A 12,690-nucleotide genomic window follows, 5' to 3' on the forward strand; every position below is an offset into this window, starting at 1 on the left:
AGCCTTGCGACTAAACCTGCGTCAGACCTTCCAGCGCTTCGTAAGCCAGACGCACCGGGGCGAACGAGCGCCGGTGAATCGGCGTCGGGCCAAGACGCGACAAGGCTTCCAGATGAACGGGCGTCGGGTAGCCTTTATGGCCGCCGATGCCGTAACCCGGATAGATCAATTCGAAGGCAGCCATTTCGCGGTCGCGGCTGACCTTGGCCAGAATCGACGCCGCAGCAATCGCCGGCACCTTGCCGTCGCCCTGCACCACCGCTTCGGCACGCATCGGCAGTTGCGGGCAGCGGTTGCCGTCGATCATCGCCAGTTTCGGCTGAATGTGCAGGCCGGCCACCGCGCGCTGCATGGCCAGCATGGTCGCGTGCAAGATGTTCAGCTCGTCGATTTCTTCCACTTCGGCGCGCGCAATACACCAGCTCAAGGACTTTTCGATGATTTCGTCGTAAAGCTTTTCGCGCTTGGCCTCAGTGAGTTTCTTCGAGTCGTTGAGACCGAGGATCGGCCGGTTCGGATCGAGGATCACCGCCGCCGTCACCACCGCACCGCACAACGGGCCGCGACCGACTTCATCAACGCCGGCAACCAGCTCTTCTACTTCGGCGACCAGAGTGAAATCCAGGCCCATCTGCATGCTTGTCTTGCTCATCGCGTTTGACCGATCAGGTTAAGGACGGCGTCCGCCGCCTGATTGGAGGCATCCAGCCGCAGTGTGCGGTGGATCTCGTCGAAACCACGGGTCTGTTCTTCGCCACCTTCGATCAGTGGCGACAGGGTCTGTGCCAGCGCGTCGACTGTCGCATCATCCTGCAACAATTCAGGGACCAGCAGGCGCTGGGCCAGCAGGTTCGGCAAGGACACGTACGGGCTCTTGACCATGCGTTTGAGGATCCAGAACGTCAACGGCGCCAAGCGATACGCCACCACCATCGGCCGCTTGTACAACAGCGCTTCAAGGGTCGCGGTGCCGGAGGCAATCAACACGGCATTGCACGCTGCCAGGGCCAGATGGGATTTGCCGTCGAGCAAGGTCACCGGCAGATCACGCCCGGCGAGCAGCTCTTCAAGTTGCGCGCGGCGTTCGGGGTTGGCGCACGGGATGACAAAGCGCAAACCCGGGCGCATCGCACGCAGACGTTCGGCGGTGTCGAGGAACAGCGCGCCCAGACGGGAGACTTCGCCGCCGCGACTGCCGGGCATCAACGCCACCAGCGGGCCGTCGGGCAGGCCCAGTTCGGCACGCGCCGCAGCGCGATCGGCTTCCAGCGGAATGGTATCGGCCAGCGTGTGACCGACGAACCGCACCGGCACGCCTTTCTCTTCGTAGAATTTTGCTTCGAACGGCAGCAGCGTCAGCATCAGGTCGCAGCCTTCACGGATCTTCAGCACCCGTTTCTGCCGCCACGCCCATACCGACGGGCTGACGTAATGCACGGTCTTGATCCCGGCCTGACGCAGCTTGAGTTCGATATTGAGGTTGAAGTCCGGCGCGTCGATACCGATGAATACATCCGGTTTCTCGGCGATCAGCGTCGCGATCAGGTCCTTGCGGCGCTTGAGCAGCTCGCGCAGGCGACCAAGGACTTCCACCAGGCCCATGACCGACAAACGTTCCATGGGAAAGTAGGACGTCAGGCCCTCGGCCTGCATCAACGGACCGCCGACGCCGATGAACTCGACCGCCGGATGCTGAGCCTTGAGCGCGCGCATGAGGCCGGCACCGAGAATGTCACCGGAAGCTTCACCCGCCACCAGCGCAATACGCAGATTGGCCATGATCAGCGAGTGATGCCGCGAGTCGATGACTGGATGGAATCGCGGAACACCGCAACTTCCGGAAACTGCGCAGCAGGCTCGGCCAGCTCAGCCAGTGCCTGCTCAACCGTCAGACCTTGGCGATAAACGGTTTTATAGGCGCGACGCAGAGTGTGAATCGCGTCCTCGCTGAAACCACGACGGCGCATGCCTTCGAAGTTCATGCTGCGCGCTTCGGCGGGGTTGCCGAACACGGTGACGAAGGCAGGAACGTCCTTGCCGATGGCGGTGCCCATACCGGAAAAGCTGTGGGCGCCGATGTGGCAATACTGGTGCACCAGAGTGAACCCGGAGAGGATCGCCCAGTCATCCACGTGCACATGCCCGGCCAACGCGGTGTTGTTGACCAGAATGCAGTGGTTGCCGATAACGCTGTCATGTCCGATGTGGGCATAAGCCATGATCAGGTTGTGATCACCCAGCGTGGTTTCCGAACGGTCCTGGACGGTGCCACGGTGAATGGTCACGCCTTCACGGATGACGTTGTGGTCACCGATCACCAAGCGGGTTTCTTCACCCTTGTACTTCAGATCAGGCGTGTCTTCACCTACCGAGGAAAACTGGTAGATGCGATTGTGCTTGCCGATGCGGGTCGGGCCTTTGAGGATTACATGCGGCCCGATCACGGTACCCTCGCCGATTTCCACACCTGCGCCGATGATCGACCACGGGCCGACCTCGACGCCCTCAGCCAGAACGGCCGACGGATCGATGATTGCGCGAGGGTCAATCAAACTCATAGCTTGCGTTCCGCACAGATGATTTCAGCCGAGCAGACCGGCTTGCCATCGACCGAAGCCTGGCACTCGAATTTCCAGATCTGACGCTTGCAGCTGATGAACTTGGCTTCGAGGATCAACTGGTCGCCCGGCAAGACTGGCTGGCGGAAGCGCAGCTTGTCGGAACCGACGAAGTAATACAGCGTGCCGTCGGCAGGCTTCACATCAAGCATTTTGAAACCGAGGATCCCGGCAGCCTGAGCCATCGCTTCGATGATCAGCACGCCCGGCATGATCGGGTGCGCCGGGAAGTGACCATTGAAGAACGGCTCATTGATGCTGACATTCTTGTAGGCGCGAATGCGCTTGCCTTCAGTGTCCAGTTCCACCACCCGATCCACCAGCAGGAACGGGTAACGGTGAGGCAGGTATTCGCGAATCTCGTTGATGTCCATCATTTCGGGGGGAAGCCTATGTAAAGATTGGGAGCGCGACTGACGCGCACTCCTCTAGCAAATCAAGGAGGCAGTCTAGAGGCTGTGCACACTTGATATGGAAATGGTATCAGCCATCTGATGAAGCATTGCCGTCAGGGGTCACTTCCCCTACGCGCTTTTCCAGCTGTTTCAAACGTCGCGCGATGTCATCGAGCTGACGGATGCGGGCCGCGCTTTTGCGCCATTCGGCCGCCGGTTGCATGGCTGTGCCGGAAGAATAGGCACCCGGCTCGGTAATCGAGTGAGTCACCATGGTCATCCCGGTCAGGAAAACGTTGTCGCAAATATCAATATGGCCCACCAGGCCAACACCGCCGGCCAGCATGCAATGCTTGCCGATTTTGGTGCTGCCGGAGATCCCCACGCACGCCGCCATCGCGGTGTGATCACCGACCTGGACGTTGTGGGCGATCTGGATCTGGTTGTCGAGCTTCACGCCATTGCCGATCACGGTATCGGCCAGAGCGCCGCGGTCGATGGCGGTATTCACGCCAATCTCGACATCGTCGCCGATGGTCACGCCACCGATCTGGGCGATTTTCTGCCAGATACCTTTCTCATTGGCGAAGCCGAAGCCTTCACCACCGAGCACGGCACCGGACTGAATCACCACACGCTTGCCGATGCGCACATCGTGATACAGCGTCACGCGTGGGGCGAGCCAGCCGCCTTCACCGATTTCGCTGCGGGCACCAACAACGCAATGTGCGCCCAGTGTCACCTGCGCGCCAATCCGCGCACCGGCTTCGATCACCACAAAGGGGCCGATGCTGGCGCTTGGATCAACCACCGCGTCCGGCGCAATCACCGCTGACGGATGGATACCCGCAGAGGCTTTTGGCTTCGGATCGAACAGGTGGGAGATGCGCGCGTACGCCAGGTAAGGATCAGGCACCACCAACGCATTACCGGCAAAACCTTCGGCATCGGCCTCTTTAAGCAACAGTGCTGCCGCCTGCGAGCCCGTCAGGTATTTGCGATATTGAGGATTTGCCAGAAAGCTCAATTGAGCTGGGCCAGCCTCTTGCAAAGTGGCTAGCCCAGTAATTTGCTTCTCAGGGTCGCCACGCAGGGTGGCGCCGAGGAACTCGGCCAACTGGCCGAGCTTGATAGTCACGGTCATGGGTTACTTCAGCTGATTCATGCGCTCGATAACCTGGCGCGTGATGTCGTACTGAGGCTTGACATCGATCACTGCGCCACGCTCGAACACCAGGTCAAAACCACCTTTCTTGATGACTTCTTCCACTGCGCTATCCAGTTTCGGCTTCAGTTGCTTGAGCATTTCGCGGTCGGCAACGGCTTTGGCTTCGTTCAGTTCCTTGGACTGGAACTGGAAGTCACGGGCCTTTTGCTTGAATTCCAGCTCCAGACGCTCGCGCTCACCTTGCTGCATTTTGTCGCCGCCGGCCATCAGACGATCCTGAATGCCCTTGGCGCTGCTTTCCAGCGTCTTCAGCTTGGTCAGTTGCGGACCAAACTTCTTCTCGGCATCAACGGCGTATTTCTTCGCCGCGTCGGATTCCAGCAAGGCCATCTGATAGTTCAGAACGGCAATTTTCATGTCGGCAAATGCCGGGCCTGCCACCATCAAGGAGGCCAGGAGAACCAATTGAGTCAACTTACGCACGATGCACTCCTACAAAATCCATTGTCGTTATCTTGGGTCAGACGCTTAGAACGTCTGGCCGAGGGAGAATTGGAACACTTGAGTTTCAGCGTCATCCGGTTTCTTGATCGGCATGGCCAACGCAAAGCTCAGAGGCCCCAGTGCGGTGACCCAGGTCACACCCACACCGACGGAACTGGCCATGTTGCTCAGGCTGATGTCGTTGCACTTGGTGTTCGACGTCGAGCCGTTTGCATTGGTAGTGTCCTTGCACTGCGAGTCAAATACGTTACCCACATCCCAGAAAACAGAAGTACGCAGGGAACGCTGATCTTTCACGAACGGCAGCGGGAACAGAACCTCGACACCACCCTGGATCAGGACGTTACCACCGAACGGCAGTGGATCCTGGTCCGGGTCAGCCAGCGTACCCGGGTTGGTACCACGGCTCGGCGTACTGCGCGGGCCGAGGGTGCTGTCCTTGAAGCCACGAACCGAGTTGAAACCACCAGCATAGTAGTTTTCATAGAACGGCAAGCCGTCAGTCGAACCGTAACCGTCGCCATAACCCAGCTCGGTGTGCAGACGCAGGGTGTAGTTCTCGCTGATCGGCTGGAACAGCTGACCACGGTAATCAAGTTTGTAGAACGACAGGTCGCTACCTGGAATGGTGGTTTCCAGGGTCAGGCTCTGCGAACGACCACGGGTCGGCAATACGCCTTTGTTCAAGGTGGACTCGGACCAGCCGGCCGATGCCTTGAAGTTCAGGTACTGGTCGCCTTCCTGCTTAACGAAGTCGAAAATCTCGTCAACGGTGTAAGTACCGGTCTTGATCTTGTCTTGCTGCGCGGACAGGCCGAAGGTCAGACGCGAAGTTTCGCTGATCGGGTAACCAACGTTCACGCCGGCACCCAGGCTGTCTACCGCATAGCTTGCTACGTCGACGTCGAGGTCTTTGTAGTCAGTGGTGCGATAGAACGCGTTGTAACCCAGGCTCACGCCATCGGCGGTCCAGTACGGGTCAACGTAACCGAAGTTGTAGCGGCTCTGGTATTCGCTTCGGGTCAGGCCGATGCTGACGCGGTTACCGGTACCGAGGAAGTTGTTCTGAGTGATCGAACCACCGAGGATCAGACCGGCGCTCTGGGCGAAACCGACGCTGGCGGTAATCGAACCGGAAGCCTGTTCTTCAACGGCGTAGTTCACGTCAACCTGATCGTCGACACCCGGGACAGCCGGAGTTTCAACGTTCACTTCTTTAAAGAAGCCCAGACGCTCAAGACGGGTCTTGGACTGGTCGATCAGGTAAGTCGAAGCCCAGCCACCTTCCATCTGACGCATTTCACGACGCAGCACTTCGTCTTCCGACTTGGTGTTGCCACGGAAGTTGATGCGGTTGACGTAGGCACGCTTGCCCGGATCAACGGCGAACAGGATGTCTACAGTGTGATCATCATCGTGTGGCTGAGGTACGCCGTTGACGTTGGCGAAGGTGTAACCCTCGTTACCCAGACGACGGGTGATCAGCTCGGATGTGGTAGTCATCAGCTTGCGCGAGAACACCTGCCCCTTCTGCACCAACAACAGGGACTTGACCTGATCTTCAGGGACTTTCAGATCACCACTGAGCTTGACGTCACGAACGGTGTACTTCTCGCCTTCGGTGACGTTGACAGTGATGTAGACGTGCTTCTTGTCCGGGGTGATGGACACCTGGGTCGAAGCGATATCCATGTTGATATAGCCACGGTCCAGGTAGTAGGAACGCAGACGCTCCAGGTCACCGGACAGTTTTTCACGGGCGTACTTGTCATCGTTCTTGAAGAACGACAGCCAGTTGGTGGTTTTCAGCTCGAACAGGTCGGTCAGGTCTTCCTCGGGGAAAACCGTGTTGCCTACCACGTTGATGTGCTGAATGGCCGCAACGGTGCCTTCGTTGATCTTCACCTTCAGGCCCACGCGGTTACGCGGCTGCGATACCACCTCAGTATCAACGGTAGCCGAGTAGCGACCTTGCGCGACGTACTGACGTTGCAGTTCGTTACGCACACCCTCAAGGGTGGCGCGCTGGAAGATCTCGCCTTCGGCCAGACCGGATTGTTTGAGACCTTTCATCAAGTCTTCAGTGGAGATCGCCTTGTTGCCTTCGATCTCGATACTGGCGACCGACGGGCGTTCAACGACCGTGATTACCAGAACGTTGCCTTCGCGGCCCAGCTGGATATCTTGAAAGAAACCGGTTTTGAACAACGCACGAGTGGATTCCACCAGGCGACGATCATCCGCCTGCTCACCGACGTTCAACGGCAAGGCACCAAAGACGCTACCCGCGGAGACCCGCTGGAGGCCATTGACGCGAATATCAGAGATAGTGAAGGACTCGGCGTGAACTTCGGCGATCATCAATACGGTGAGAACCGCAGTTAGCAGCAGACGTTTCATGAAGTCCTTTCTTATTCCAACTGGCAATAAACAAACTGCCGCAAAATGCGGCAGATTCGCAATTCAGCGAAGCGTTACAGACGACCCAGATCGTTGACCAGAGCAAGCAACATCACCCCGACCACCAAACTGATACCGATCTGTATCCCCCAACCTTGCACCCGATCCGACAAGGGACGACCACGCGCCCACTCGATCAGATAAAACAACAAATGCCCCCCATCCAGTACAGGAATGGGCAGCAAATTCAGAACGCCCAGGCTAATACTCAGATAAGCAAGGAAATTCAGGAAATCAGCGACGCCCGACTGGGCAGAAGCGCCCGCCACTTTAGCAATGGTTATCGGTCCACTCAAGTTTTTTACCGAGAGCTCGCCGAACAGCATTTTCTTCAGTGAATCGAGCGTCAGAATGCTCATGGTCCAAGTGCGACGGGCACCCTCGCCAATTGCAGCCAACGGCCCGTAACTGACCTCGCGGATCATCTCCGGTGGCCAGTCGACAGCTTTTACGCCCGCTCCCAGATATCCGCTGGGCGATTTGCTTTCACCGCGCGCTGCCAGGGTCACAGGGACGTCGATTTGAGCATTGTCGCGCTCGATACGCAGCATGATTTTGGTATCAGGACGCGTACGCACTGTATCAACCACTTGCTGCCAGTCATTCAACGCCTGACCGTCGAGCGCCAACAGACGATCGCCAGTCTTCAGGCCGGCCGCCTGGGCCGGACCTTTCGGATCAAGTTCGGCGAGTACCGGCGGCAAGGCCGGGCGCCACGGGCGAATCCCCAGGGAGCGGATCGGATCCGGCTCATCTGCGCCTTTGAGCCAGTTATCCAGCTTCAGCTCACGCGGCGAATCGACAGTCGTGCCCTGTTCGCGCACCAGCAACTGCAGGGAACCGCTTTCACCAAGGCGCCGGACCAATTGCAGATTGACGGCAGCCCAACCGGTAGTCGGCTCCCCATCGACAGCAACAATTTCCTGACCAGCGTTCAAACCGGCACTGGCGGCGATACTGCCGGATTCAACTGCACCAATGACCGGGCGAATCTGCTCGCTGCCGAGCATGGCCAACACCCAAAAGAACACCAACGCCAACAGGAAGTTGGCAATGGGGCCAGCGGCAACAATGGCGATACGCTGACGCACGGATTTGCGGTTGAACGACTGATCAAGCTGATCGACTGGCACTTCGCCTTCGCGCTCATCGAGCATCTTGACGTAGCCACCCAACGGTATCGCCGCGATTACAAATTCGGTGCCTTGCTTGTCATGCCAGCGCAGCAACGGCATGCCGAAGCCTACGGAAAAGCGTAGAACCTTGACGCCACAGCGACGCGCGACCCAGAAATGGCCGAATTCGTGAAAGGTGACCAGCACACCCAAGGCGATCAGGGTGCCGGCAATCATATAGAGCGCGCTCATCTACTTTCTCCGCAATCCTGTTCAGTGCCGCGTGTAGCCATTGTGTTGCAAATTTTATCGAGCGTGACGCTTCAACCATTGCTCAGCCAGGACTCGCGCCTTGGCATCAGCCGTGAACACGGCCTCGAGATCTGCCAATGCAACAACCGGCTCGAGGTTCAAGACTTCCTCGATGATACTCGCGATTTCCAGGTAACGGACCCGTCCATCGAGAAACGCCGCCACCGCCACTTCATTGGCCGCGTTAAGCATCGCCGGAGCACTGTCGCCAGCCTCGGCAGCTTGCCGCGCCAGACGCAGGCAAGGGAAGCGTTCTTCATCCGGCGCTTCGAAATCCAGACGCGCGAGGGCGAACAGATCCAGCGGTGCTACACCGGAATCAATGCGCTCCGGCCAGGCCAGCGCATTGGCAATCGGTGTACGCATATCGGGATTGCCCAACTGCGCCAGTACCGAACCGTCGACATAATCGACCAGCGAGTGAATCACGCTCTGCGGATGAATCACCACCTCGACCTGCGAAGGCCTTGCATCGAACAACCAACAAGCCTCGATCAACTCAAGACCTTTATTCATCATGCTGGCCGAATCGACCGAAATCTTGCGCCCCATGGACCAGTTCGGGTGCGCACACGCCTGATCAGGTGAAACATGCGCCAATTCACTCATGGGCGTCTGTCGGAACGGACCACCAGAGGCTGTGAGTAAAATCCGACGGACACCGACCGAGCTCAACCCACGAGCAAAATCCAGTGGCATGCACTGGAAAATCGCGTTGTGTTCGCTGTCGATCGGCAGCAGCACTGAACCGCTCTTGCGCACCGCTTGCATGAACAAGGCGCCGGACATCACCAGCGCCTCTTTATTGGCCAGAAGAATCTTCTTGCCTGCTTCAACGGCCGCCAAGGTCGGACGCAGCCCTGCTGCACCAACGATTGCTGCCATCACCGCGTCGACTTCCGGAGCAGCAGCGACCTGACACAGGCCCTCTTCCCCTACTAATACGCGGGTCGGCAAACCGGCGGCACGCAAATCGTCCTGCAAACTGCGCGCGGCAGCTGCCTCGGGCACCACAGCGAATTGCGGCACGTGGCGCACGCACAAGGCAAAAAGCTCGCTCAAACGCGTGAAACCACTCAACGCGAAAACCTGATAACGCTCAGGATGACGGGCAATGACATCAAGCGTGCTCAGGCCGATCGAGCCCGTCGCGCCCAGAACGGTAATCTGCTCAGGACGACTCACGGCGCAGCCATCCACAACAGCACGGCAAACACCGGAATTGCCGCGGTCAGACTGTCGATACGATCAAGCACGCCGCCATGACCGGGCAGCAGATTACTGCTGTCCTTGATACCGGACTGACGCTTGAACATGCTTTCAGTCAGATCGCCAACCACGGAGATGAAGACGATCAGCGCAGCGCCAATCAAGCCTTTAAGCAACTCGGCGACGGTCCAGTCGCGGACAAACGCGACAATGGCGGTAATCAGCAGACTCAGCGCCAGACCACCGTAGACGCCTTCCCAGCTCTTGCCCGGGCTGACTTGCGGGGCCAGCTTGCGCTTGCCGAATTTGCGACCAGAGAAGTAGGCACCGATATCGGCACCCCAGACCAGCACCATCACGGCCATGATCAGCCAGTTACCCAGCGGGTACTGTTTGATCTGCACCAGACCTTGCCAGGCCGGCAAAAGAATCAGCAAGCCAATGACCAGTTTGGTGGCAGCCGTGGACCAATGCTCGCTGGAACGCGGATATGTCAGCACCAGATAAGTCGCCACCGCCCACCAGAGCACCGAGGCACCCAGCACCCAAGGTGCCAGGCCCGGCAGCACATACATGACGAACAACATCAATGCGACGACCGCGGCATACCCGACGCGGAACGATTGAGCGGTAAAGCCCGCCAGTCGCGCCCATTCCCAGGCGCCCAGACTCACGACCAGACCGATGAACAGGGCAAAACCCGAACCTTCGAGCAGGAAAAAACCGCACAAGGCGATCGGCAGCAGGATCAGCGCAGTGATGATTCGTTGTTTAAGCATTAAACCCGGGCTCCAGCTTCGACCTGTTCGCTCGTTTTACCGAAGCGACGCTGGCGCGAAGCGAAATCGGCCAGCGCATTACGCATGGCATCGTGTTTGAAGTCCGGCCAGAACAGGTCGGAGAAGTACAACTCGGCGTAAGCCAGTTGCCACAGCAAGAAGTTGCTGATGCGGTGTTCGCCACCGGTACGGATGCACAGGTCCGGCAATGGCAGATCGCCGGTCGCCAGACAGGTTTGCAAAAGATCCGGGGTGATGTCTTCCGGGCGCAGGTGCCCGGCCTGGACTTCACGTGCCAGACGCTGGGCAGCCTGTGCAATATCCCACTGACCACCGTAATTGGCGGCGATCTGCAGGATGAAACGGTTGGCACCGGCCGTCATCGCTTCAGCTTCACGCATTGCTGCCTGAAGCTCCGGATGAAAGCGTGAACGATCGCCGATGATGCGCAGGCTGATGTTGTTGTCGTTGAGGCGCTTGGCCTCACGACGCAATGCCTTGAAGAACAGATCCATCAAGGCACTGACTTCATCGGCCGGGCGCTGCCAGTTTTCACTGGAAAACGCGAACAGGGTGAGCACCTCGACCTTGGCCTCGGCGCACACCTCGATGACGGCACGCACAGCATCCACGCCCGCTTTATGCCCGGCGACACCCGGCATAAAGCGTTTTTTCGCCCAGCGATTGTTGCCATCCATGATGATCGCGACATGGCGCGGCACCGCGGACGGCGCAGTCTGCTTGGTCTTGTCCATTAAAAGCTCGAACCTTATACGGCCATCAGATCCGCTTCTTTTTGCTTGGTAGCCGCGTCGATATCAGCTTCAGCCTTGTCGGTGATTTTCTGAATATCGGCAGCAGCACGACGCTCTTCGTCTTCGCTGATTTCTTTGTCTTTGACCAGCTTCTTCAGCTCACCCAAGGCATCACGACGAATGTTGCGCACGGCAACTCGCGCGTCTTCGGCGGCACTGCGCGCCTGCTTGGTGAAGCCCTTGCGGGTTTCTTCAGTCAGGGCCGGCATGGAGATCAGCAACAACTCGCCCAGGTTGGTCGGGTTGAGGTTCAGGCCAGCGCTCTGGATCGCCTTGTCGATTGCGGCGAGCATGTTGCGCTCGAACGCAACGACTTGCAGGGTACGCGAGTCCTTAACGGTGATGTTCGCCACTTGAGTGATGGAGGTGTCTGCGCCGTAGTACGGCACCATCACGCTACCCAGAATGCTTGGGTGAGCCTTGCCGGTACGAATCTGACCAAAGGCGTGGGTCAGAGAGTCCAGGGATTTCTGCATGCGCTCTTGAGCGTCTTTTTTGATTTCGTTGATCATTGTTGACCTTCCTCGATCAGGGTGCCTTCAGCGCCGCCATGGACGATGTTCAGCAGGGCACCGGGCTTGTTCATGTTGAATACGCGCAGCGGCATCTTGTGGTCGCGGCACAGGCAAATAGCAGTCAGATCCATCACACCCAGCTTGCGATCCAGTACTTCATCATAAGTCAGATGATCGAACTTCTCGGCATGCGGGTCTTTGAACGGGTCAGCGGTGTAGACGCCATCGACCTTGGTCGCCTTGAGCACGACATCGGCATCGATTTCGATTGCACGCAGGCAGGCTGCCGAATCCGTGGTGAAGAACGGATTACCGGTACCGGCCGCGAAAATCACCACGTCTTTGGAGTTCAGGTGGCGCATGGCTTTGCGGCGATCATAGTGATCGGTCACGCCCACCATGGAAATGGCCGACATCACGATGGCCGAGATATTGGCACGCTCCAGCGCGTCGCGCATGGCCAGGGCGTTCATCACAGTGGCCAGCATGCCCATGTGGTCACCTGTCACCCGATCCATACCGGCTTTGCTCAACGCTTCGCCACGGAACAGGTTGCCACCACCGATCACCAGACCGACCTGTACGCCGATGCCGACCAGTTGGCCGACTTCCAGCGCCATCCGATCCAGCACTTTTGGATCGATCCCGAACTCTTCCGAGCCCATCAGGGCCTCGCCGCTAAGCTTGAGTAGAATGCGTTTATAGCGAGCCTGATAACCACTGCCCTGCTGAGCCATTGCGAATCTCTCCTGCGGCGTATTTAAAAATTCTTTGCGAGCTGTTTACAGCTGGCGTTCACT

13 protein-coding genes are annotated in these 12,690 nt (G+C 58.4%); all 13 read right to left on the bottom strand.

Annotation, left to right across the window (positions count from 1 at the left end; all coding sequences use genetic code 11):
- Positions 1-10: 10 nt before the first annotated feature.
- The 13 genes from rnhB to pyrH all read right to left on the bottom strand — a co-directional run bounded on the left by rnhB (position 11) and on the right by pyrH (position 12,627).
- Positions 11-637 carry a ribonuclease HII gene (rnhB, locus tag H8F23_RS07580; RefSeq protein WP_093436573.1) on the bottom strand — a complete coding sequence of 209 codons (627 nt, stop codon included), beginning with the start codon at positions 635-637 and terminating at the stop codon, positions 11-13.
- Positions 638-648: 11 nt separating this feature from the next.
- Positions 649-1,779 carry a lipid-A-disaccharide synthase gene (gene lpxB, locus H8F23_RS07585; RefSeq protein WP_194933929.1) on the bottom strand — a complete coding sequence of 377 codons (1,131 nt, stop codon included), beginning with the start codon at positions 1,777-1,779 and terminating at the stop codon, positions 649-651.
- A 2-nt stretch (positions 1,780-1,781) separates the two neighbouring features.
- Positions 1,782-2,558: an acyl-ACP--UDP-N-acetylglucosamine O-acyltransferase gene (lpxA, locus tag H8F23_RS07590; protein WP_194933930.1), complete on the bottom strand. Its 777-nt coding sequence runs from the start codon at positions 2,556-2,558 to the stop codon at positions 1,782-1,784.
- Positions 2,555-2,995 (bottom strand): 3-hydroxyacyl-ACP dehydratase FabZ, encoded by a 441-nt coding sequence (fabZ, locus tag H8F23_RS07595; RefSeq protein WP_003222142.1) that lies wholly within the window; start codon positions 2,993-2,995, stop codon positions 2,555-2,557. Before fabZ ends, lpxA begins: the two co-directional genes overlap by 4 nt.
- A gap of 106 nt (positions 2,996-3,101) precedes the next feature.
- Positions 3,102-4,157, bottom strand: a complete 1,056-nt coding sequence (gene lpxD, locus H8F23_RS07600; RefSeq protein WP_099758127.1) for a UDP-3-O-(3-hydroxymyristoyl)glucosamine N-acyltransferase — start codon at positions 4,155-4,157, stop codon at positions 3,102-3,104.
- Positions 4,158-4,160: 3 nt separating this feature from the next.
- Positions 4,161-4,664 carry an OmpH family outer membrane protein gene (locus H8F23_RS07605; RefSeq protein ID WP_007908849.1) on the bottom strand — a complete coding sequence of 168 codons (504 nt, stop codon included), beginning with the start codon at positions 4,662-4,664 and terminating at the stop codon, positions 4,161-4,163.
- A gap of 45 nt (positions 4,665-4,709) precedes the next feature.
- The gene (gene bamA / locus H8F23_RS07610) at positions 4,710-7,085 is read right to left on the bottom strand and encodes an outer membrane protein assembly factor BamA (protein WP_194933931.1); all 2,376 of its coding nucleotides are present in this window, start codon (positions 7,083-7,085) and stop codon (positions 4,710-4,712) included.
- A gap of 74 nt (positions 7,086-7,159) precedes the next feature.
- Positions 7,160-8,512, bottom strand: a complete 1,353-nt coding sequence (gene rseP / locus H8F23_RS07615) for a sigma E protease regulator RseP (protein ID WP_186622030.1) — start codon at positions 8,510-8,512, stop codon at positions 7,160-7,162.
- A gap of 54 nt (positions 8,513-8,566) precedes the next feature.
- A complete protein-coding gene (ispC, locus tag H8F23_RS07620) occupies positions 8,567-9,757 on the bottom strand; it encodes a 1-deoxy-D-xylulose-5-phosphate reductoisomerase (protein WP_194933932.1) in 1,191 nt (396 codons plus the stop codon).
- Positions 9,754-10,560 carry a phosphatidate cytidylyltransferase gene (locus H8F23_RS07625; protein ID WP_194933933.1) on the bottom strand — a complete coding sequence of 269 codons (807 nt, stop codon included), beginning with the start codon at positions 10,558-10,560 and terminating at the stop codon, positions 9,754-9,756. The genes ispC and H8F23_RS07625 overlap by 4 nt, the downstream gene beginning before the upstream one ends.
- Positions 10,560-11,315: a polyprenyl diphosphate synthase gene (uppS, locus tag H8F23_RS07630; RefSeq protein WP_007908854.1), complete on the bottom strand. Its 756-nt coding sequence runs from the start codon at positions 11,313-11,315 to the stop codon at positions 10,560-10,562. The genes H8F23_RS07625 and uppS overlap by 1 nt, the downstream gene beginning before the upstream one ends.
- A gap of 14 nt (positions 11,316-11,329) precedes the next feature.
- Positions 11,330-11,887, bottom strand: coding sequence for a ribosome recycling factor (gene frr / locus H8F23_RS07635; RefSeq protein WP_194933934.1), 558 nt, complete (start codon positions 11,885-11,887; stop codon positions 11,330-11,332).
- Positions 11,884-12,627 carry a UMP kinase gene (gene pyrH, locus H8F23_RS07640; protein WP_003222124.1) on the bottom strand — a complete coding sequence of 248 codons (744 nt, stop codon included), beginning with the start codon at positions 12,625-12,627 and terminating at the stop codon, positions 11,884-11,886. Before pyrH ends, frr begins: the two co-directional genes overlap by 4 nt.
- Positions 12,628-12,690: the final 63 nt, after the last annotated feature.

Origin of the sequence: Pseudomonas neuropathica (assembly GCF_015461835.1) — a bacterium.
Taxonomy (GTDB): Bacteria; Pseudomonadota; Gammaproteobacteria; order Pseudomonadales; family Pseudomonadaceae; genus Aquipseudomonas; species Aquipseudomonas neuropathica.

Bases quoted from the DNA above. Each gene is read 5' to 3' on its own strand.
- lpxA (WP_194933930.1), bottom strand. From the start codon at position 2,558: ATGAGTTTGATTGACCCTCGCGCAATCATCGATCCGTCGGCCGTTCTG.
- fabZ (WP_003222142.1), bottom strand. From the start codon at position 2,995: ATGATGGACATCAACGAGATTCGCGAATACCTGCCTCACCGTTACCCG.
- rseP (WP_186622030.1), bottom strand. From the start codon at position 8,512: ATGAGCGCGCTCTATATGATTGCCGGCACCCTGATCGCCTTGGGTGTG.
- H8F23_RS07625 (WP_194933933.1), bottom strand. From the start codon at position 10,560: ATGCTTAAACAACGAATCATCACTGCGCTGATCCTGCTGCCGATCGCC.
- bamA (WP_194933931.1), bottom strand. From the start codon at position 7,085: ATGAAACGTCTGCTGCTAACTGCGGTTCTCACCGTATTGATGATCGCC.
- lpxB (WP_194933929.1), bottom strand. From the start codon at position 1,779: ATGGCCAATCTGCGTATTGCGCTGGTGGCGGGTGAAGCTTCCGGTGAC.
- pyrH (WP_003222124.1), bottom strand. From the start codon at position 12,627: ATGGCTCAGCAGGGCAGTGGTTATCAGGCTCGCTATAAACGCATTCTA.
- uppS (WP_007908854.1), bottom strand. From the start codon at position 11,315: ATGGACAAGACCAAGCAGACTGCGCCGTCCGCGGTGCCGCGCCATGTC.
- rnhB (WP_093436573.1), bottom strand. From the start codon at position 637: ATGCAGATGGGCCTGGATTTCACTCTGGTCGCCGAAGTAGAAGAGCTG.
- frr (WP_194933934.1), bottom strand. From the start codon at position 11,887: ATGATCAACGAAATCAAAAAAGACGCTCAAGAGCGCATGCAGAAATCC.
- lpxD (WP_099758127.1), bottom strand. From the start codon at position 4,157: ATGACCGTGACTATCAAGCTCGGCCAGTTGGCCGAGTTCCTCGGCGCC.